Origin of the sequence: Rhodococcus sp. USK13 (genome assembly GCF_018343855.1) — a bacterium.
GTDB lineage: Bacteria > Actinomycetota > Actinomycetes > Mycobacteriales > Mycobacteriaceae > Rhodococcus_F > Rhodococcus_F oxybenzonivorans.
In genome coordinates this window covers 7035103-7058993 of the sequence record NZ_CP069242.1, presented here as the reverse complement: position 1 = coordinate 7058993, position 23891 = coordinate 7035103, and the positions used below count along the sequence as shown (strand labels likewise).

Annotated in this window: 4 protein-coding genes; 2 read left to right on the top strand and 2 right to left on the bottom strand. The window is 67.5% G+C overall.

Features of this window, described 5'->3' with window-relative positions; translation table 11 throughout:
* Positions 1–3 precede the first annotated feature (3 nt).
* Both JQT59_RS35020 and JQT59_RS35015 read left to right on the top strand, forming a co-directional pair.
* Complete coding sequence (locus JQT59_RS35020) at positions 4–21105, top strand: non-ribosomal peptide synthase/polyketide synthase (RefSeq protein ID WP_213574240.1); 21102 nt, start codon at positions 4–6, stop codon at positions 21103–21105.
* Positions 21106–21482: 377 nt separating this feature from the next.
* Positions 21483–21884 carry a serine recombinase gene (locus JQT59_RS35015; RefSeq protein WP_213574238.1) on the top strand — a complete coding sequence of 134 codons (402 nt, stop codon included), beginning with the start codon at positions 21483–21485 and terminating at the stop codon, positions 21882–21884.
* Positions 21885–21928: 44 nt separating this feature from the next.
* On the opposite strand, the gene puuE is transcribed toward JQT59_RS35015, so the two are convergent.
* The gene (gene puuE / locus JQT59_RS35010; protein WP_213574236.1) at positions 21929–22873 is read right to left on the bottom strand and encodes an allantoinase PuuE; all 945 of its coding nucleotides are present in this window, start codon (positions 22871–22873) and stop codon (positions 21929–21931) included.
* Positions 22870–23865 (bottom strand): allantoicase, encoded by a 996-nt coding sequence (gene alc, locus JQT59_RS35005; RefSeq protein ID WP_213574234.1) that lies wholly within the window; start codon positions 23863–23865, stop codon positions 22870–22872. The genes puuE and alc overlap by 4 nt, the downstream gene beginning before the upstream one ends.
* Between the last annotated feature and the right edge of the window lie 26 nt (positions 23866–23891).

The window sequence follows — 23891 nt, the reverse complement described above, 5'->3', positions numbered from 1 at the left end:
TTCGTGGAACCGGCAGAGTTCGCGGCTGGTACGTCCGCCCGCGTTGACACCAGTGTCAACGAGAACGATTCGCACTATTTCGCCCTCACCGCCGCTCAGCGCGGTATCTGGTATGCGCAGCACCTCATGGGCGAAGTGCCGATCACGATTGCGCAGTACATCGACGTCGAGGGCGCTCTGGATGTCGATGCTTTTCGACGTGCAGGTCAGGTCGCTGCCCGCGAGATCGGTAGCGGGATGCTCCGCATCGTCGAGATCGACGGCGAACCGCTCCAGACGGTCGACCTCACTCTCGACGACGGGGTGGGACACCATGATTTCCGGGCGGAGCCGGACCCCCACGCTGCCGCAGTCGAGTGGATGCGCGCCGACTACACCGCACCGCTGGATCTGCTCTCGGACCGGCTGATCCGGGCGGCCACCCTGCAGATCGGCGACCACCACCATCTCTGGTACTGCCGCATCCACCACATCGCTCTCGACGGCTACGGCGCCATGAAGTTCATGAGCCGCGCCGCCGAGTTGTACACGGCCGAGATCAGGGGTGTGGAGCCGCCGCCGTCGGTGGCGGGTGACCTCCGAGAGGTTTCGGCCGCCGAGGACGCGTACATCGGTTCTTCCCGGTACCTCACCGACCGCGACTACTGGGCGACGCGATCCCGGAACCTCCCCGTCCCGGTCAGCCTCGCGGGCCGCACTGCCCCGGCGCAGGCTCGGTCCCGCTGGCACGGCGGGCAGGTGCCCGCCGACGTCGCCCGGTCGGTGGACGGGGCGACCTCGCGTCTCAACTCCGCCTTCGCGGCTGTCGCCGTGGCCGCGACCGCAGCTTTCGTCGCCCGGATGACGGATTCGGACGACGTCGTTCTCAGTCTGCCCGTGTCGGCCCGCACCAACGCCGTGCTGCGTCGATCGGGCGGCATGGTGTCCAATGTGGTGCCGCTGCGGGTGTCGATCACCCCGGACACGACGGTCGCCGCGCTGGTCTCCGCCGTCCAGCTCGAGCTCACCGGTGCGTTGCGCCACCAGCGCTACCGCAGCGAGGACATCCGCCGCGACGCCGGCGCTGCCCAGGATCAGCGGGGCTTCTTCGGTCCCGCGATCAACATCATGAACTTCCATTCCGAAATCACCCTCGCCGAGCTCACCGGTCGGTTTCACGTCCTGTCGACCGGACCCGTCGAGGACCTCTCCGTCAACCTGTACCCGAGCGTGGCGGGAAGTTCGTCTCGCATCGATTTCGAGGCGAACCCCGCCCTGTACGGGGCCGAGGAACTCGCCGGACACCACGCGCGGTTCCTCGACCTGCTGGCCCGGTTCGCCGACGCGGACCCGGACACCCCGGTTGCACACCTGGACGTGCTGACGGAGGACGAGCACGCACAACTCGTGCCTGCCGCCGGCCCGGCGGCACCCGACCCGTTGCTGCTGGTCGACCTGTTCGAAGCCGGGGTCCGGGCGAACCCCGACGGCACGGCACTGATTCTCGATGCAGCAACGACCGGCTACCGCGAACTCGACGAGCGCAGCACCGCGCTCGCACGTCTGCTGCTGACCCGCGGAGTGGGCCCCGGTGACTTCGTGGCGGTGTCGTTCACCCGGTCCGTCGACTCCGTCGTGGCGGTGTGGGCCGTGGCGAAGTCGGGGGCGGCGTTCGTCCCCGTCGACCCGGCCTACCCGGCCGAGCGCATCGCCCATATGTTGTCCGATTCGGGCGTGACCCTCGGTCTGACGGCCACCGCGCACCGCGACCTGCTCGAGGGAACCGGCGTCGAATGGCTCGCCCTCGACGACTCCGCGCTCACGTCTGCCTGCGCGAAGCTGTCAGTCGGACCGGTGACGGACGCCGATCGTCCGGTACCACTGACACCTCACCATCCGGCGTACATGATCTACACGTCGGGTTCTACGGGCACGCCGAAAGGTGTGGTGGTCACGCACACCGGCCTGGCCGCGTTCGCCGCGTGGGCCCTGCCCGAGCTCGGCGTGACGCGCGACTCGCGGGTGCTGCGCTTCTCCTCGTCGAGCTTCGACGCCTCCGTGTTCGAGATGGTGCAGGCGTTCAGCGCGGGCGCGACGATGGTGATTGCGCCTCCGGGCGTGTACGGCGGCGACGAACTCACGGCTCTCCTCCGTTCGCAGCGGGTCACCCACATCATCAGTGCACCCGCGGTATTGGGAACCGTGGACGCCGCCGACCTCGACTCGCTCGAGGCCGTGGTCGTCGGTGGCGACGTGTGCCCGCCGGATCTCGTCGAGCGGTTCGGCAGCCGCTGCCGCCTCTACAACAGCTACGGCCCCACCGAGTCGACGATCGTGATCACCATGACGGGTCCGCAGACCGACCCCGCCGCGATCACGATCGGCGGCCCAATCCAGGGCGCACGTGCACTCGTCTTGGACCGCTGGCTGCGGCCCGTGCCGCGCGGGGTGACCGGGGAGCTGTACCTCGGGGGCCCTGGGCTCGCCGAGGGCTATCACGGCCGTTCAGGTCTGACGGCATCGCGATTCGTCGCCGACCCGTTCCCCGGGGGCGGCGGTAACCGCCTGTACCGCACCGGCGACCTCGTGCGGTGGAGCCGCGGCGAGGAACCCGTCCTCGAGTATGTGGGGCGCAGCGACTTCCAGGTACAGCTGCACGGACTGCGCATCGAACTCGGTGAAATCGATGCGGTGCTGTCGGGGCACGAGTCGGTGGACTTCGCGGTGTCCGCCGTGCGGGAACGTGAGGGCGGGACCTCGGTGTTGGTGTCGTACGTGCGAATTCGGCCGAATTCGCGTTTCGATCACGCCGCGCTCGCCGCGCACGCCGCCCGCCTCCTGCCCAGCTACATGGTGCCGTCCACCGTGATGGAGCTCGACCAGGTTCCGCTTACCCCGGCGGGCAAGGTTGATCGCGAAGCCCTGCCCGAACCGGTCTTCGCGGTCCGCGAGTACGTGGCCCCGCGTACTGACACCGAACGGCTGGTCGCGGCCGCCTACGCCGGTGTGCTCGGTGCCGGCGTGGTCGGGGCCGAGGACGATTTCTTCGATCTGGGCGGCGACTCGCTGAGTGCCACCCGGGTGATCGGCCGGGTCAACGAGTCGGCAGGCACGTCGTTGGCAGTGCGGGTGATCTTCGAGGCACCGGGCGTCTCGGCTCTCGCCGCGGTCGTCGACGCCGCCGAGCGCGGGGACCGCCCGGCGCTCGTCGGCATCGAACGACCGGATCGTATTCCCCTGTCCGCGGCGCAGTCCCGGATGTGGATCCTCAACCGCTACGACCCCGAGTCGGTGGCCTACAACATTCCGCTCGTACTGCGGCTGTCCGGCGACCTCGACACCGTTGCCCTCGGGGCGGCGCTGCGGGACGTCCTGCAGCGCCACGAGGCGCTGCGGACCGTGTATCCCGACTCTGCCGACGGCCCGTATCAGCGGATCGTCCCCCTCGACGACCTCGCGCTGGACCTCGAACCGCGCCGCGTCGACGACGAAGAACAGCTGTTCGCAGTGCTGACCGCCGAGCTGTCCACCGGCTTCGACGTGACGGTATCGGTCCCGTTGCGCAGCAGCGTGTTCGAGCTTTCACCGGGCCAACACGTTCTCGTCGTGGTGGTGCATCACATCAGTGCGGACGGCGCGTCGATGGGGCCGCTCGCCCGCGACCTGATGCTGGCGTACACCGCCCGCGTCGGCCACCAAACCCCGGACTGGACACCGCTCGCCGTCCAGTACGCCGACTACAGCGTCTGGCAGCGGCAGCTTCTCGGTGCCGAGTCCGAAGAGGGAAGTGTCGCCGCACGCCAGGCTGCGTACTGGCGTCAGCAACTGCGCGGAGCCCCGGAACTGCTCGAGTTGCCCACCGACCGGCGACGGCCGGCCGTGGCGTCACTGCGCGGGGAGACCTCGACGTTCCGCCTCGACAGCGCACTCGTCGAACAAGCCACAGCGTTCGGACGCAGCCACGGCGCCACCCTCTTCATGGTGGTGCACGCAGCCCTGGCCACACTGCTCGCGCGCCTCGCCGCGACCACAGACGTGGTGGTGGGCACTCCGGTCGCGGGCCGCGGCGAGCAGGCCCTCGACGACCTGGTGGGGATGTTCGTCGGCACGCTCGCATTGCGGACCCACGTCGACCCGGCGTCCTCGTTCGCGGAGGTGCTCGGGCACGTCCGGGAGACCGATCTTGCGGCGTACGGCAACGCGGACCTGCCGTTCGAGCGGTTGATCGACCTACTGCAACCGGCACGCTCCCAGGCGTATTCGCCGATCTTCCAGGTGGCGCTGTCGCTCGAGGATCAGAGCGTCAACCAGCTCACGCTTCCCGGTCTGTCGGTGTCGGCAATGGATCTCGGTGTGGTGCCGGCGAAGTTCGATCTGCAGTTGACCCTCCGCTCCGACGGTGCGGCAATGGCGGCGTCCTGGATTTTCGCCACCGATCTGTTCGACCGCGAGACTATCGACTCCTTCTCAGTCCGCTTCGAGAGAATTCTGCGGCAGGGGATCACCGATCCGAAATGCGCGGTCGGCGATCTGGACCTGCTGACCGCAGACGAACACGCCGCACTGACCGCGCCACCCGAACCGCCTGCCGTGGTCGCACGCACGTTGCCGGACATCTTCACGAGCGGTGCCGGGCGCGGCGGGATCGCACTCGTGTCGGAGGAGGGGGAACTCTCCTACGCGGACCTCGACGCACAATCGAACCAGTTGGCACGCATACTCATCACGCACGGCGTGGGCCCGGAAACGGTGGTGGCGCTCGCACTTCCGCGGACCTCCCGGGCCGCCCTCGCCGTATGGGCGGTGACCAAAACGGGTGCTGCGTTCGTTCCCGTCGATCCGAGCTACCCGCGCGAACGCATCGAGCACATGCTCTCCGACTCGGGTGCGGCGCTCGGGTTGACCGACACCGCCACCGCGGCGGGGCTCCCCGGCGGCACCGAGTGGCTGCTGCTCGACGACGTCACCCACGTCACGTCGGCCGCACCGGTCACCGATCGCGACCGCACTATGCCGCTGCGCCTGCAGCATCCGGCGTATCTCATCTATACGTCCGGCTCCACCGGAATGCCCAAGGGCGTCACTGTCACTCATACGGGATTGAGCGCCTTCACGGCGGAGGCACGCCCGGAACTGGGCACTACGTCGCGGTCCCGCGTGCTCCGGTTGTCGTCCGCAAGCTTCGACGCCTCCGTCTTCGAGATGATTCAAGCGTTCAGCGCCGGGGCCACGCTGGTGATCGCACCGCCGTCGGTGGTCGGCGGCGAAGACCTCACCGCCCTGCTCCGCGACCAGCGGGTCACCCACGTGCTCACTGCCCCAGCCGCATTGAGCACCGTCGATGCGAGCGCACTCGGTGACCTGCGCACCGTCGTCGTCGGGGGTGAGGTGTGCCCACCGCAGCTGGTCGAACAGTTCTCCCCGGGCCGGCGTTTCTTCAACAGTTACGGTCCCACCGAGACGACCATCGTCGTCACCATCGGTGAACCGCTCACCCCGGGCGCCGACATCACCATCGGCAGCCCACTCGACGGCACGCAAGCGCTGGTCCTCGACTCCCGGCTGCGGCCCGTGCCGCGCGGTGTCACGGGTGAGTTGTACCTGTCCGGCCCCGGCCTCGCCCGCGGCTATCACGCGCGGCACGGACTGACGTCGGAACGGTTCGTCGCCAATCCCTCTGGACCCCAAGGTAGCCGGATGTACCGGACCGGTGACCTGGTGCGGCTGCGATTCGACGGGCAGCTCACCTATGTGGGCCGCGCCGACTCGCAGGTGAAACTGCGGGGTCTGCGCCTCGAACTCGGTGAGATCGAGGCCGCGCTGTCCCGACACGGCGACGTGGTGGCCGCGGCAGCGTCCGTCCATCACCACCCCCGGCTTGGCGATCAACTCGTTGGTTACGTCGTGCTCGCGCCTGGGACCAGCCCCGACGTCTCCGACATCCTGTCGGCCGCGGCAGAACTGCTGCCCCGCGCGCTCGTGCCGGCAACCGTCACAGTCCTCGACGCCATTCCGCTCACCCCGGCCGGGAAGATCGACCGCCCGGCGCTGCCCGCCCCGACATTTGCGGCGCGGACGGCGTTCCGGGCGCCGTCGACCCCCACCGAACTGCTTGTCGCGCGGGTGTTCACGGAGATCCTCGACGTCGACAGGGTGGGAGCCGACGACAGCTTCTTCGAGATCGGCGGCAACTCCCTGTCCGCCACCCAGGTGATCGCCCGCCTGCGCGCGGCCACCGGCACGTCCCTGTCCGTGCGGTCGCTGTTCGACGCACCCACCGTCGCGGCGCTGGCCGCCGCCGTGGACACCGCCGGACGGTCCGACCGCCCGGTCCTGGAGGCACGTCCGAGACCGGACCGGATTCCGCTGTCTCCGGCGCAGGCGCGGGTGTGGTTCCTCAACCGTTTCGACCCGGGTTCCACCGTCGACAACCTGCCGCTCGCCCTCCGCCTGACCGGGACGCTCGACGTCTCCGCTCTGCAGGCAGCGATCAGCGACGTCCTCGAACGGCACGAGGCACTGCGCACGATCTACCCCGACTCACCCACCGGCCCACACCAGGTCCTGGTCACCATCGAGTCGGCACTCCCGGACCTCACCGTGCTCGAGGTGACCGAGAGCGATGCGCTGCAGCGGGCCGTGGAGTTCGCGACCACGGGATTCGACCTCACCGTGGAATTACCCCTGCGCGCAGGCCTGTTCGCGGTCTCCGAGAACGAGCACCTTCTCGTCGTCGTGGTCCATCACATCGCCGCCGACGGTTTCTCGTTCGCGCCGCTGGCCCGCGACGTGATGCTCGCGTACACCGCACGTGCGCAGCAGGACGAGCCTGCGTGGTCGCCACTCCCGGTCCAGTACGCCGACTACAGCCTCTGGCACCGCGAACTGCTCGGCAACGAGGACGACCCCGCCTCGCTGGTGTCCCGCCAAACCGAGTACTGGGTGCGCACTCTCGCCGAGCTGCCGGACGAGCTCACCCTGCCCACCGATCGGCCGCGTCCACGCCGACAGTCACACCGCGGCAGCGAGCTGACGTTCGATGTCGACGCCCACACCCACGAATTGCTACGTGAATTCGCGGCGGCCCGCGACGCCAGCCTGTTCATGACCGTGCACGCCGCCTACGCGGTGTTTCTGAGCCGGCTGTCGAACTCGGCCGACATCGTGGTCGGAACTCCCGTTGCCGGCCGGGGCGAGCAGGCCCTCGACGACCTCGTGGGCATGTTCGTCAACACCCTCGTTCTGCGGACGCACGTCGCGCCGGAGGCCACGTTCGACGAGTTGGTCGAGCGCACCCGCGAAGCCGATTTGGGTGCGTTCTCGCATGCCGACGTGCCGTTCGAGCGGCTGGTAGAAGTTCTCGATCCGGTTCGCTCGCAGGGTCGGCACCCTCTGTTCCAGGTCGCCCTGTCCTTCCAGAACCTGGCCCCCACCACGTTCGACCTGCCGGGACTCGCAGTCTCGACCGTCCCGGCGGAGCTGCAGACCGCCGAGTTCGATCTGCATCTGACCCTCACCGAACAGGCTGACGGCGGAATCCACGCGTCCTTCACCTACGCCACCGACCTGTTCGACCCCTCGACCATCGCAACGTTCGCCGAACAGTTCACCCGCATCCTGCGGGCCCTGGCCGCCGACCCATCGACACCGGTCGGTGACGTGGCCGTGCTCGACGCGTCGGAATACACAGAGCTGGTCGACATTCGCAATCGGACGGCGCACCCGCTGCCCGAGGCACGGCTGCTCGACGCCTTCGCGGACCAGGTACGCCGGACCCCGGATGCGCCGGCGATCGTCTTCGAGGGTGATTCGTTGACCTACCGGGAGTTCGCGGGTCGGGTGAACCGGTTGGCGCGGGTCCTGATGTCCGAGGGTGTGGGTCCGGAATCTTTGGTGGCGTTAGCCATGCGCCGTTCCGTGGACCTGGTCGTCGGCATGTATGCGGTTCTGACCGCGGGCGGCGGTTATGTGCCTGTGGATCCGGACCATCCGGCCGACCGTATTGGGTACATCCTCGATGCGGCCGATCCGATTTGTGTGCTGTCGACGTCTCGGGACGCTTTTGCGAGTGAGCGGTCCGTCATCCTTGTCGACACCCTCGATGTCGACGCTGTTTCGTCGGCACCGCTGACCAATTCGACGGTGCACCCGGATGGTGTCGCCTATGTGATCTTCACGTCCGGCTCGACCGGAAAGCCCAAGGGTGTCGCGGTCACGCACCGGGCGATCGTGAACCAGATCGCCTGGATGCGTTCCGAGTACGCATTTGACGCGTCGGACGTGTATCTGCAGAAGACCGCGACGACATTCGACGTGTCCCTGTGGGGTTACTTCCTTCCGCTGGCTGCCGGCGCGACGCTGGTGGTCGCGGCACCGGATGGGCACCGTGATCCGCAGTATCTCGTCGGGTTGATCGACGAATATGGCGTCACAGCAACCGACTTCGTCCCGTCCATGCTCTCTGTGTTTGCGGGGTCGGTGGACCCACAGCAGATCGTGTCTTTGCGGCACGTGTTCGTGATCGGTGAGGCTTTGCCCGCGGCGACCGTTCGCGGCTTCACCGAGATTTCGGCGGCGCGGGTCCACAATCTGTATGGGCCGACCGAGGCCGCGGTGTCGATCACTTACGCCGATGTCACCGACATCCCTGAGGGTGGTGCGGTGTCGATCGGTACACCTGAGTGGAACAGCCGCGTCTACGTCCTCGACTCGAGGTTGCACCCGGTGCCCGTGGGCGTTCCGGGTGAGCTGTATCTCGCGGGTGTGCAGTTGGCGCGTGGTTATCACGGCCGTGTCGAGCTCACCGCCGACCGCTTCGTCGCCGACCCGTATTGCGGTGCGGGGGAGCGGATGTACCGCACCGGTGACCTCGTCCGTTGGACGACGACCGGCGAACTTGTTTATATCGGGCGCACCGACTTTCAGGTCAAGTTCCGTGGCCAGCGCATCGAGCTCGGTGAGATCGAGACCGCTCTGCTCGCCCATGCTCAGGTGTCGCAGGCGGCGGTGCTGGTCGTATCTACCGGCACGGGCGATCATCTCGTGGGTTATGTCGTCCCGACCGCGGGTTCGGACGTCGACGTCGACGAATTGCGCACCGCGATCGCACACAAGCTGCCCAGCTACATGCTGCCCGAGACCGTTTTGGTCCTCGACAGTTTCCCCCTCGGCACGTCCGGCAAACTCGACCGGAAGGCCCTGCCCGCACCCACGTTCGAGGCCCGCGTTTTCCGGGCGCCGGCCACTGCGACCGAAAGCGTCGTCGCCGAGGTCTTCGCCGACGTCCTGGGTGTCGAGCGGGTCGGCCTCGACGACGACTTCTTTGCCCTCGGCGGCAATTCTCTGATCGCTACCCAGGTCGCCGCCCGCCTCGGCCGTGCACTCGACAGCAGAGTGCCCGTGCGGGAGGTGTTCGACGCTCCCACCGTCGAGGCACTCGCGGCACGGCTGCAGTTGCAGATCGGCTCTGGTCATGCGGCTTTGGTGGCCGGTCCGAGACCGGAACGAGTTCCCCTGTCGCCGGCTCAAACTCGTTTGTGGTTCCTCAACCGGTTCGATCCCGATTCGAGTGTGGACAACATTCCGGTCGCGATGCGGTTGTCCGGTTCGCTGAATGTTGCGGCGTTGCAGGCAGCGGTGGGTGACGTGATCGCACGGCACGAGGCGCTTCGCACCGTCTATCCCGAGTTTGAGAGTGCCGGTCACCAGGTCGTGCTCGAACCAGAGCAGGTCCGCATCGATCTGCGTCCGCAGCCGGTGACCGAGGCCGAGCTGGCCGAACGGTTGCCTGCACTGATCGGCACCGGTTTCGATGTCACCGAACAGGTTCCGCTGAGAGCGGCGCTTTTCGAGCTCGCCGAGGCGGATTTCGTCCTCGTCCTGGTGGTGCATCACATCAGCGCGGACGGCTTCTCGATGGGTCCGCTCACGCGCGACATCATGCTCGCCTACAGCGCCCGATCCGGGGGCTTCGCCCCGTCCTGGGAACCGCTGCCGGTGCAGTATGCCGACTACACGCTGTGGCAGCGTCGGGTTCTCGGCTCCGAAAGCGATCCGTCGTCGATGATCGCGAAGCAACTCGACTACTGGCGGTCCGCCCTCGCGGGACTCCCCGACCAACTGGACCTCCCGTCCGACCGGTTGCGGCCCGCCATCGCCTCCTACCGCGGCGCCACCCGTGACATCGCGGTGGACCGTCACGTCCACAGCGGTGTGCACTCGCTTGCTGACGCGCACGGCGTAACACCGTTCATGGTTGTCCACGCGGCGCTGTCCGTACTGCTCGCCCGGCTCTCCGGGACCGACGACATCGCGGTCGGCACCCCGATCGCGGGACGCGGCGATCAGCACCTCGACGACCTGATCGGCATGTTCGTCGGGACCGTCGTGCTGCGCACCCATGTCGACACCGCTGCCGCTTTCAGCGACATTCTCGCAAAGGTCCGCGACACCGATCTCGACGCGTTCGGGCACGCCGACGTGCCCTTCGAACGGCTTGTGGAGGTGGTGAACCCGGCACGTTCCCAGGGCAGGCATCCGCTGTTCCAGGTGGCGCTCTTCTTCCAGAATCTGCAGCAGACTGCGCTCGAACTGGGTGACCTGTCCGTCCGCGGTGTGACGGCGGACCTGCAGGTGGCCAAGTTCGATTTGCAGGTCACGGTGGTCGAGTCGTTCGACGAATCAGGCGCTCCCACCGGTATGAACGTCCAGTGGACGTATGCGACCGACTTGTTCGATGCCGCCACGATCGACGGGTTCGCAGCCCGCTTCGGACGGATACTCGACACCGTCGTGACCTCGTCGGCCGTACCCGTCGGGGATATCGATTTGTTCGATCGCTCCGAGCAGTCCGTGCTGGTCCAGTCCGCGAATCCGACAGCGCATCCGGTGCGGCAGAAATTCCTGCTGGACGAGTTCGAGCTCCGGGTGGCCCGGACTCCGGATGCGCCGGCGATCGTCTTCGAGGGTGATTCGCTGAGTTACCGGGAGTTCGCGGGTCGGGTGAACCGGTTGGCGCGGGTTCTGATGTCCGAGGGTGTGGGTCCGGAATCTTTGGTGGCGTTGGCCATGCGCCGTTCCGTGGACCTGGTCGTCGGCATGTATGCGGTTCTGACCGCGGGCGGCGGTTATGTGCCCGTGGATCCGGACCATCCGGCCGACCGTATTGGGTACATCCTCGATGCGGCCGATCCGATTTGTGTGCTGTCGACGTCTCGGGACGCTTTTGCGAGTGATCGGTCCGTCGTCCTTGTCGACACCCTCGACGTCGACGCTGTTTCGTCGGCACCGCTGACCAATTCGACGGTGCACCCGGATGGTGTCGCCTATGTGATCTTCACGTCCGGCTCGACCGGAAAGCCCAAGGGTGTCGCGGTCACGCACCGGGCGATCGTGAACCAGATCGCCTGGATGCGTTCCGAGTACGCCTTTGACGCGTCGGACGTGTATCTGCAGAAGACCGCGACGACATTCGACGTGTCCCTGTGGGGTTACTTCCTTCCGCTGGCTGCCGGCGCGACGCTGGTGGTCGCGGCACCGGATGGGCACCGTGATCCGCAGTATCTCGTCGGGTTGATCGACGAATATGGCGTCACAGCAACCGACTTCGTCCCGTCCATGCTCTCTGTGTTTGCGGGGTCGGTGGACCCACAGCAGATCGTGTTTTTGCGGCACGTGTTCGTGATCGGTGAGGCTCTGCCCGCGGCGACCGTTCGCGGCTTCACCGAGATTTCGGCGGCGCGGGTCCACAATCTGTATGGGCCGACCGAGGCCGCGGTGTCGATCACCTACGCCGATGTCACCGACATCCCTGAGGGTGGTGCGGTGTCGATCGGTACACCTGAGTGGAACAGCCGCGTCTACGTCCTTGATTCCAGGCTGCACCCGGTGCCCGTGGGCGTTCCGGGCGAGCTGTATCTCGCGGGTGTGCAGTTGGCGCGTGGTTATCACGGCCGTGTCGAGCTCACCGCCGACCGCTTCGTCGCCGACCCGTATTGCGGTGCGGGGGAGCGGATGTACCGCACCGGTGACCTCGTCCGTTGGACGACGACCGGCGAACTCGTATACATCGGGCGCACCGACCTCCAGGTCAAGTTCCGTGGCCAGCGCATCGAGCTCGGTGAGATCGAGACCGCTCTGCTCGCCCATGCTCAGGTGTCGCAGGCAGCGGTGCTGGTCGTATCTACCGGCACGGGCGATCATCTCGTGGGCTATGTCGTCCCGACCGCGGGTTCGGACGTCGACGTCGACGAATTGCGCACCGCGATCGCACACAAGCTGCCCACCTACATGCTGCCCGAGACCGTTTTGGTCCTCGACAGTTTCCCCCTCGGCACGTCCGGCAAACTCGACCGGAAGGCCCTGCCCGCACCCACGTTCGAGGCCCGTGTCTTCCGGGCGCCGGCCACCGCGACCGAAAGCGTCGTCGCCCAGGTCTTCGCCGACGTCCTGGGTGTCGAGCGGGTCGGCCTCGACGACGACTTCTTTGCCCTCGGCGGCAATTCTCTGATCGCTACCCAGGTCGCCGCCCGCCTCGGCCGTGCACTCGACAGCAGAGTCCCCGTGCGGGAGCTGTTCGACGCTCCCACCGTCGAGGCACTCGCAGCGCGCGTTGCCGTCCTCGCCGGGACGGGCGGCGGAACGGCACTCGTGGCCGCTCCGCGTCCCGAGCGAATCCCGTTGTCGTCGGCGCAGAACCGGATGTGGTTCCTCAATCGCTTCGATCCGGAGTCGGCGGCGTACAACCTTCCGCTCGCGATCCGGCTGACGGGGACATTGAACGTCGCGGCCCTCCACACCGCCGTCCACGACGTGCTGGAACGGCACGAGTCGCTGCGCACGGTCTTTCCCGACAACGGTGACGGCCCCGCGCAGGTGATCCTGCCCGCCGACCGGGTCGACCTCGATCTCACCCCGGTCGACGTGACCCCCGACGAACTTGTGGGGGAGGTGACCAGCGTCCTGCACGGCGGCTTCGACGTGACCGCGGGAATTCCCCTTCGCGGGAGACTTCTGCGCACCGCCGTCGACGAGCATGTCCTCGTCATCGTCGTGCACCACATCAGCGGCGACGCCGTGTCCATGGGTCCGCTCGCTCGCGATGTCATGGTCGCCTATACCGCCCGAAGTGCGGGACACGCCCCGAACTGGTCACCGCTTCCGATGCAGTACGCCGATTTCGCGATCTGGCAGCACGCGGCACTGGGCTCCGAGTCCGATCCCGAATCACTGGCGGCACAGCAGATCCGGTACTGGACCGAGACACTGTCCGGGCTGCCGGACGTGCTGGAACTGCCCACCGATCGGCCCCGCCCGGCCGTGCCGTCGCAGCGCGGCGACACCGTGCGGTTCGACGTTCCGGTGGACACCGCCCTGGCGCTCGAGCAGACGGCCCGCGAACACGGGGCCTCCGTGTTCATGGTGCTGCACGCGGCGCTGGGGGTCGTGCTGTCGCGGTTGTCGTCGACGTCCGACATCGCAGTCGGCACCCCGGTCAGCGGTCGCGGCGAGCAGCACCTCGACGACCTGGTCGGAATGTTCGTCAACACCCTGGTCCTGCGTACGCACGTCGCTGCGCACGAAAGCTTCACCGAACTCCTGACACGGGTGCGCGACACCGACCTCGGCGCGTACGGGCATGCGGACATTCCGTTCGAGCGGCTCGTCGACGTCCTCGCTCCCGTCCGCACCCAGGCCCACACACCCCTGTTCCAGGTGGCGCTGTCGTTCGAGCACCGCGGTGTCACCCGCTTCGAATTGCCGGGCGTGACCGTGGAACCCGTTCCGTTCGAGGCGGACACCGCGCAGTTCGACCTGGCGTTGGTCCTGACCGAAGGCGATTCGGCGAGTGCATTGTCGGGCGCGTTGCGATTCGCTACCGACCTCTTCGACCGGGCGACCGCCGAGGACATCGCCCGGCGATTCGTCCGTGTCCTCGACGCAGTGGTGGCCGATTCGGGCGCGATCGTCGGCGACATCGACCTCCTCGATCCGAGCGAGTGGGCTGCGGTGTGTGTAGGGGGTGCGCCGACGGCGACTCCGACGACACTCGCCGGCCTGATCGACGTCGCTGTCCGGACCGACCCGAACGCGTCCGCGCTGAGCTGGAACGGTCGCGAGTACACGTACCGCGAGGCGGACGAGTGGTCCACGCGCCTGGCCCGGCTACTGCTCGAGCACGGGGTGGGACCGGAATCCTTCGTGGCCCTCGCTCTCCCGCGGTCGCTCGAATCGGTGCTGGCCGTGTGGGCGGTGGCCAAGACCGGTGCGGCGTACGTGCCCGTGGACCCGACATACCCGGCGGATCGCATCGCGCACATCCTCACCGATTCCGGTACCGCCCTCGGTGTCACGCTGTCCGGTGAACGGGCCGCGCTGCCGGACACCGTCGTCTGGCTGACCCTCGACACCGAGGATGTCACCGCCCGACACCAGTCGACGAGCGCCGAGCAGATCACCGACGCAGACCGGATCCGCCCGGTCCGCGTCGAGAACCCGGCATACATGATCTACACGTCGGGCTCGACGGGTCTGCCCAAGGGTGTCGTGGTCACGCACGGCGGCCTTGCGAACCTCGCCGCCGAACGTCGCGAGCATTACCGAATCGAGCAGTCGTCACGCTTCCTGCACAAGGCGTCGCCCAGCTTCGACATGGCCGTCGGCGAGATGGTGTCGGCGCTGAGCGCCGCCGCTACCTTGGTGATCACGCCGACCGAGATCGTGGGCGGCGACGAACTGTCCGAGCTTCTGGACCGTCAGCAGGTCACCCATGCGCTGATCACTCCGGCGGTGCTGGCCACGATGGACCCGGCCGGACACCCGCAGTTGCGGGTCCTCGGTGTCGGTGGTGAGGCGTGCACTCCCGAACTGGTGGCCCGCTGGCAGCCGGGCCGCATCATGCTCAACGGCTACGGACCGACCGAGGCGACCGACATCTCGACCGTCGGCGACCTCGTCGCCGGTGCACCGGTCACGATCGGGCATCCGGTGCGTGGATTCGAGGTCATGGTTCTCGACACCCGCTTGCGCCCTGTTCCCGCCGGTGTTTCGGGTGAGCTGTATGTCGCGGGACCGGCATTGGCCCGCGGCTACCATGCCCGGCACGGCCTCACCGCCGAACGGTTCGTCGCCAACCCCTACGGCGCACCCGGCGAGCGCATGTACCGCACCGGCGACATCGTCCGCTGGACCGGAACGCACGGACTCGAGTACTTCGGCCGCGGCGACAGTCAGGTGAAGATTCGGGGCAACCGGATCGAGCTGGGGGAGATCGAGTCCGCGGCGACCCGCCACGACACGGTGGGCCAGGCCGCCGTCGTCGTCCACGACACCCCGTCGGGGCAGCGTCTCGCGGCCTACCTCGTGCCTGCCCCCGGTCACACACTCGACACGGACGCGATCCGGCGCCACCTCGAGGACGTCCTGCCTGCGCCCATGATCCCGGACGCCTACGTCGTGATCGAGGCGCTGCCGGTGACGGTGAATGGGAAGCTCGACCGAGAAGCGCTGCCCGAACCGGTCTTCGTCTCCGCGACCGCACGTTTCCGGGCGCCGGTCACCGACAACGAGAAGGTCCTGGCGGGCGTGTTCGCCGAGCTGCTGGGCGTCCCGACGGTCGGTGCGGACGATTCGTTCTTCGGTCTGGGTGGCGACAGCATCGCGTCGATCCAGCTCGCGTCGAGGGCGAAGGCACACGGTCTGATCATCTCGCCCCGGGACGTGTTCGAACACAAGACCGTTGCGGCCCTCGCACAGGCCGCGGCCCACGCCACCGACACCGAACCCGTCGTGCTGGAGGAACTTCCGGGCGGCGGTGTCGGCCCGATGCCGCTCACTCCGGTGATGCGTCTGGTCACCGAACGCGGTGGCACTCTCGACCGTTACTCGCAGTCGGTCGCACTGGAGTTGCCGGTGGGCATCGACCGGGCAGGTCTGATCGCGACCCTGTCGGCCGTGATCGAGCACCACGACATCCTGCGTGCCCGCCTCGTCGGCGACGACACGCTCGAGGTGCCACCGGCAGGCGCCGTCGACGTCGCCTCTCTCGTGCACCGGATCGACTGGGATCCGCGGACGGATCCGACCGAACCGGCTCGGCGTGAACTGGATTCGGCGCTGGACCGCCTGAACCCGCGGGCCGGAATCATGCTGCAGTGCGTCTGGCTCGATCCGGTGGGCGCACCCGGACGGAGCGGCCGTCTGATCGTCTCCGCCCACCACCTCGTGGTCGACGGCGTGTCCTGGCGCATTCTGATTCCGGATCTGATCGCCGCGTGGGCGCAGATCTCGTCCGGTGAGGCTGCGACGCTCCCGCCGGTCGGCACGTCGATGCGCCGGTGGGCGCACGCCCTGATCGAGGACGCGCATACCCCGGAGCGAGTTGCGGAATTGCCGCTCTGGCAGAGAATCCTCGAGGGTCCGGACCCGACGCTCGGGTCCCGGCCGTTCGACCCCACCATCGACGTCCTGGCCACGGTCGACCACGTGCGCGTCGAACTCGACGCGGCGGTGACGCGATCACTGGTGACGTCCGTTCCCGCTGCCTTCCGGGGCGGCGTCGGCGACGGGCTGATCGCCGCGTTCACACTGGCCGTGAGCGCCTGGCGGCGTCGCCGGGGAATCGACGAGTCTTCACTTCTCCTGCAACTGGAGGGCCACGGACGCGAGGAGGAGGCGGCGCCCGGCGCCGACCTCTCCCGTACGGTCGGATGGTTCACCAGCGTGTATCCGGTTCGGATCGACCTCGGCGGAATCGACGTCGACGCCGCCCTGGCCGGGACAGCCGACACGTCCCGCGCCGTCAAGGCCGTCAAGGAAAACCTGCTCGCACTACCTGCCCGAGGGCTGGGCTTCGGGCTGCTGCGCCATCTCAACTCCGAGACCGCCGCGCCGCTGGCCAACCTCCCCACCCCTCAGGTCAGCTTCAACTACTTGGGCCGGGTATCGGACGCGGACATTCCGGAGGAGTTCGCACACCTGGGCTGGACGCCCACCACCGACATCGGCGATCTCGGGGGCGTCGGCAACGACGACATGCCCGCCGCCGCCGTTCTCGACATCAACGCGATCGTCACCGGTGTGGACGGCGAGTCCAGGTTGACGGCCACCTTGTCGTATCCCCGGGAACTGCTGTCGGCGGCCGACGTCCAGGAACTTGCGGACCTGTGGACCAGTGCGCTCATCACGGTCGCGGCGTATGTGGACAGCGGAAGGGCGGGCGGGCTCACGCCGTCGGACGTGCCGCTTGTCGCGGTGGGGCAGCGGGACCTCGAACTGTGGAAAGAGCAGTACCCGGCACTGTCCGATGTCTGGTCGCTGTCGCCGCTGCAGCACGGGCTCGCCTTCCATGCGCAGCTCGCGCAGGACACGGTGGACGTCTACACGACGCAGACGGTCCTCGAACTCGGTGGCGTCGTGGACGCCGACCGGATGCGTGCAGCGATCTCCGCCCTGCTCGACCGGCACGCGAATCTGCGCACAGCGTTCGTCGGCGCGAGCACCGGCGAACTCGTGCAGGTGCTCCTCGACAGCGTGGAGATCCCCTGGCGGACCATCGATCTCGGGGCCGTGGACGAGTCCGCTCGAGCCGCTGCGCGGAATGCGGCGCTCACCGCCGACCGCGAGCGCCGGTTCGACCTCGCTGAGCCGCCGCTCCTGCGGTTCACGCTGATCGACGGCGGCGACGGGCACCACGTCCTGGCCGTGACCCTGCACCACATCCTCGTCGACGGCTGGTCCATGCCGTTGCTGTTGAAGGAACTCCTCGTTCTGTACGCCACCCGAGGTGACGCGTCCGTGTTGCCGCGGGTGCCGTCGTACCGCACGTTCCTGTCGTGGCTGGCATCGCGCGACCGTGCCGCCTCCCGGGACGTGTGGGCCGAGGCGCTCGCCGGTATGGAGCAGCCGACTCTCGTCGCCTCCGACGGTTCCGGACAGCCGGGACCGACCGCAGTGACCGCCGTGGACGCAGACGCCGGACCTGAACTGTCGACCCGGCTTACCGCACTCGGGGCGGAACTCGGTGTCACGCTCAACACGCTCGTCCAGGCCGCATGGGGAATTCTGCTGTCCCGCATGCTCGGCCGCGACGACGTGGTGTTCGGGGCGACGGTATCGGGCCGCCCCGCCGAACTCGAAGGCGTCGAGTCGATGGTCGGCCTGTTCATCAACACCCTGCCCGTGCGGGTGCGCATCGACCCGGACGAATCGGCGGCCGGCCTCCTGATCCGAGTGCAGCGGGAACAGGCGACTCTACTCGATCACCACTACCTCGGCCTGAGCGATGTCCAGCGGACCGCGGGCAGCGGCGCCCTGTTCGACACGCTGACGGTGTTCGAGTCGTATCCCGTGGACACCGCAGCACTGGCCGAGGTGACCTCGATCGACGGACTGACCGTCCTCGGTGTGTCCGGCGAGGAAGCCACCCACTACCCGCTCACTCTCACGGTGTTCGCCGACGACGGGTTGCGGTTCACGCTCAGGTATCGCACCGATGTGTTCGACGAGACGTACGTGACCGCGCTCCGCACACGGCTGCTGAGGGTTCTCTCCGCACTGGTGGCCGACCCCGCCGCACCGATCGGCCGGATCGAAATCCTCGACCCCGACGAGCACGCGGCCCTCGCGCCTGTGCGCGGTCTACCGGCCGCGGCGCCGACCACCCTCGCCGGGATCATCGACGCCGCCGCACGTACCGCCGCGGAACGGGTCGCGCTCTCCTGGAAGGGTCGAGACTGGACGTACCGCGAGGCCGATGCCTGGTCGAACCGTCTGGCCCGGTTGCTGCTCGCGCAGGGTGTCGGACCCGAAACGTTCGTCGCTGTGGCGTTGTCGCGGTCGGTGGAATCGGTGCTGTCGGTATGGGCGGTGGCTAAAACGGGTGCCGCCTACCTCCCCGTCGATCCCACCTACCCCATGGAGCGCATCGACCACATGTTGTTCGACTCCGGCGCCCGCATCGGCATCACCGTCGCTGCGGATCGGGATGGATTGCCGGACAATACCTCCTGGCTCCTTCTCGACGAGATCACAGAAGCGCTCGACGCCACCCCGGCCACCCCGGTGACCGACGCGGAACGCGCGCGGCCTGTGCGTATCGAGAACCCGGCGTACATGATTTACACGTCCGGTTCGACAGGACGGCCGAAGGGTGTCGTCGTCACCCATGGCGGCCTTGCGAACCTCGCCGCCGAACGCAGTGAGCACTACCGCGTCGAGCAGTCGTCCCGGTTCCTGCACAACACCTCGCCCAGCTTCGACATGGCGGTGGGCGAAATGATGTCCGCCCTCTCCGCCGCAGCGACCCTGGTGATCACCCCACCGAGCGTGATCGGCGGGGACGAATTGGCCGCCTTCGTCCGGGACGAGCACGTGACGCATGCGCTCATCACCCCGGCGATGCTGTCCTCGATCGACCCTGAGGGGCTGGAGGAACTGCGCGTCCTCGGTGTCGGCGGTGAAGCGTGTACCCCCGAACTGGTGGCCCGTTGGCAGCCGGGACGCATCATGCTCAACGGTTACGGACCGACCGAGGCGACCGATATCTCGACCGTCGGCGACCTCGTGGCTGGTGCACCGGTCACGATCGGGCATCCGGTGCGTGGATTCGAGGTCATGGTTCTCGACACCCGTTTGCGCCCTGTTCCGGCCGGTGTTTCGGGTGAGCTGTATGTCGCGGGACCGGCACTGGCGCGCGGGTACCATGCCCGGCACGGTCTGACCGCCGAACGGTTCGTCGCCAACCCCTACGGCGCACCCGGCGAGCGCATGTACCGCACCGGCGACATCGTCCGCTGGACCGCAGCGGGCGAGCTCGAGTACAGCGGCCGCTCGGATCACCAGGTCAAGATCCGGGGTTACCGGATCGAACTCGGTGAAATCGACGCCGCCGTATTGGAACACCCAGACGTCGACTACGCGATCACGCTCGGCCGCCGCGGCCCGTCGGGGGACACCGTGCTGGTGTCCTACGTGGTCCCCGCCGCGGGCTCCGCGCCAGACCCCGCTCGGGTGCGCGCATTTGTGTCCGAGTTCCTGCCCACGCACATGGTGCCGTCGGCGGTGGTGTGCATCGATTCCGTCCCGCTCACCCCCACCAGGAAGCTCGACGTCGATGCGCTGCCGCGCCCCGATTTCGTTGCCGCCGAATACCGTCGGCCGAATGAGGGACACGAGAGCACGGTCGCGGCGGTGTTCGCCGAAGTCCTGGGAGTCGACCGGGTCGGCGCCGAGGACAACTTCTTCGACCTCGGTGGCACATCGCTGTCCGCGATGCGGGCGGTGAGCCGTCTACGGTCCGGCAGCGACGTGACCGTGTCGCTGCAATGGCTGATGACCGAGCCGACACCCGCCGCGATCGCAGCCCGCATGGACAAGGCCGACGCCGACACCGAGGACCCCGCGCTCGACGTGGTCTTCCCGATCCGGGATTATGGCCCGGGAAGACCGGTGTTCTGGATTCATCCGATCAGCGGACTGTCCTGGTGTTACACGGGATTCGCCGAACACATCGACGAAAACCGCCCCGTCTTCGGCATTCAGACCCCGGCCGTCGTGGGAGAGGTGCTGCCCGGCTCGATCGAGGAGCTTGCCGACCGGTATCTCGCCGAGGTGCAGCGGATCCAGCCCGAAGGCCCCTATGATCTGGCCGGCTGGTCGATCGGTGGCGTCATTGCCCATGCGATGGCGGTGCGACTGCAGGAGACCGGCCAGGTGGTGGGTTCACTCGTCATGCTCGACAGTTTCGCGGAAACGCAGCAGTCGCAGGACGGCGGTGAGGCGGCGGTTCGCGAGGAGGACACGGCGGACGTGCTGTCGGCCCTGAGCGCCGAGCACCTGCATCGCCTGACCGCGGCCGCGCACCACAACGCCACCCTCATGCGCGACTACCGGCCCGGGTTGTTCGACGGCGACGTGCTGTTCTTCACGGCGGCGCACGACGATCCGACGCCGCGGCGTGCGGTCGGCACCTGGCGTCCCTGGGTGAACGGGCGGATCACGAATCATTCTGTGGATGCGACTCATTGGCAGATGACCGAACCTTCCGCGGTCCGTGTGATCGGCCCACTGCTCGCCACACATTTGGCCGACGCCGTGCATCACGCTTCGAGAATGGAGATCGACCGATAAGACCCGCCGGGCGGGGATGCGACGGCTGGTGCTGACGTCACAAGCTCTTCATTTCTTCCGCTTTCGGATGATCTGAGTCGACTCGAGCGCCTTCTCTCGTTTCTCCGCCCGACGCTCTTTGAGGGCACGTGCGGACTGTTTCGAACTTCTGACGGTGGACTTGTCAGCCATTGTCGGTCCTTTCCGAATCGGCAACCGCGAACTGACCTCGACCATACCCAACGCAAGAATTAAGTCCAGTTCAGCTCGTCTCGAGGGCGGATCGTCGGAGACTCCGAGGTGCAAGGCGCGCAGTAAATTTCACGTGACTTGCTTATTCCTCACCCACGGCTATGGTGCATGGCAGCACTAGTCGCATCTACTTGGAGGACCGAAATGTGAACGCAGCTACCGATCGTCAGTGGGCGGTTCGTGACGCTGTTCTGCGTTGGCTTCTCGCGAAGACAACGGAGGGATATCGGAGTCCGATCCTGGACGCGGATGCCATTGGGGCGGAAGTCGGCTGGGTGGCCTCGAAGCTCACCAGCGACGAAGTGGCCGACGCCTCGATGTTCCTCTTCAAGGAGAATTATGTGACGGGCGTGCCGGTAATGGGTATCGGTATTCCACGACCGATGCTGACCGTCGCCGGACGGCGGGTGGCCAAGGCAGGCAAATCCCTCAGGTACAAGGACGACGCTCAGCAGGCGAAGTTGCGCCGGCGTCTGACCGTGCCGCTCGCAGAGACCTCCGCAACGACGGCAAGCTCGAGCGCATCAGGGACGGAGTTCGATCGGTAACGGATCTCGCGCGCGTCGCCGCCGCCGTGTGGACCCACACCGAATCACCGTCCGGGAGCCACCGGATGCGTGTCGCGCCAGTGACGGGCGATCTCGATCCGCCTGGCTACCCACACCAGGTCGTGGGACTGCACGTGGTCGAGGAATCGTTCCAGCGCGGCGGTGCGCGCGGGCCGGCCGACGATGCGGCAGTGCAGGCCCACGGACAGCATCTTCGGCGCCCCCTCGGCGCCCTCCGCGTAGAGCACGTCGAAGGCGTCCCGTAGATGAGCGAAGAACTGCTCCCCGCTGGGAAAACCTCCCGGCGAGGCGAACCGCATGTCGTTGGTGTCGAGGGTGTACGGCACCACCAGGTGGTCGACCAGCCCCTTGCCTGGCGAATCCACTTTCACCCAGTACGGCAGGTCGTCGGCGTACGAGTCCGAGTCGTAGAGGAAGCCGCCGTGTTCGACCACCAGTTCCCGGGTGCGAGGGGAGTCGCGGCCGGTGTACCAGCCCAGCGGCGCCTCACCGGTCAGATCGCGCAGGATGTCGACCGCCTCCGCCATGTCCTTGCGTTCGGCGTCCTCGTCGGAAAGCTGATACGACTTCCACCACAGACCGTGGCTGGCGATCTCGTGGCCGAGTTCACGAAAGGCGCTGACGGCTTCGGGGTTTCGCTGCATGGCCTTGGCCACCGCGAAAATCGTCAGCGGCAGTCCTCGCCGCTCGAACACCCGAAGCACACGCCACAGTCCGGCGCGGGAACCGTACTCGTAGATCGACTCCATGCTCATGTGCCTGTTCGGGAACGGCTGTGCCCCCACCATCTCGGACAGGAACGTTTCCGACGCCCCGTCTCCGTGGAGGACGTTACTCTCGGCGCCCTCCTCGTAGTTGAGGACGAACTGGACGGCGATCTTCGCGCCGCCCGGCCACTGCGGCTCGGGGGGCTTCGGCCCGTACCCGACCATGTCACGGGGATATTCGGAGTCGAATCCGTGGGTCATGACTGCAACCCTGCCCGACCGGCTTCGGTCAGGGAACCCCACAGCCGCAGCCGTGCCATGCCACCGTCCGGAAATATGTCGAGCCGGGCCTGCGTCACCGGCTGATCGCTGTCGACGACGAACCGATGCCTGGTATCCGGCTGCAGGCGTGTCCGGGGGAGGAGCTCGACCCAGTGCCCGTCGCCGTCGCGACCCTGAATACTCGCCTCACCGGGAGCGTTGCCGAGGAAGTACGAGGTGTCGAGTTCGGCCAGCGACACGATGCCCTGAGCGGCGAGAAGGATCTCCACCCAATCGTTGTTGTCGTCTCGTCGCCGAGAGGTTTCCCAGCCGTCGCCCATGACGCGGGCCGATCCGGGGAGCAGCATGTTCTGTGGTGATCCGTAGAACATGTTGGAGCAGGACGTCACTCGCGCCCCGTTCTCCAGGGCAGCGAGATCCACCGGCCCGGCGTCGAGGAAGCGAAGGTCGGGACGGCCTTCGCCGTGCACGCGCAACCGGGCCACGCCGCCGTCCGGGTACAGGGTCAGTTTGACGTGTGTCCATCGCCGCTCCGAGTCCACCGGAAAGGGATTCTCGGTGTCCCCTTGAACGGGACTGCGGCCGACGATGGTGGTCCACTGTGCGCCGACCAGTTCGTCGGCCGACGGGTACCCGTCGATCGCCGCGGCTTCGACGGAAATCTCCGGTGGATAGTTGCCCGTGAACCATGCGGTGTCGACCACCACGCCACGAATCACACCGGGAACCCCGAGGCGCACGATGGCCTCGTCGGTGCCCGCGATCCGGCGCCGGCGCGTCTCCCAGCCGTCGTAGATCTGGCCCTTGTGCCCGAAAGTGGCCGACTGGTACACGGCCGCTGTCGGGCGGATCAGATTCTCGCGCTCGGCGAACAATTCGTCGTTCGCCCACACGACCGCGCCGCCGAGCGTGCGGACGGCCAAGTCCGGGAGACTGCGAAAGCTGGGCGGGGCAGGAGTGTTCGGAGTCACGATGGAGTACCTCCTGATCGGGCGTG

Bases quoted from the DNA above. Each gene is read 5' to 3' on its own strand.
- puuE (WP_213574236.1), bottom strand. From the start codon at position 22,873: ATGACCCACGGATTCGACTCCGAATATCCCCGTGACATGGTCGGGTAC.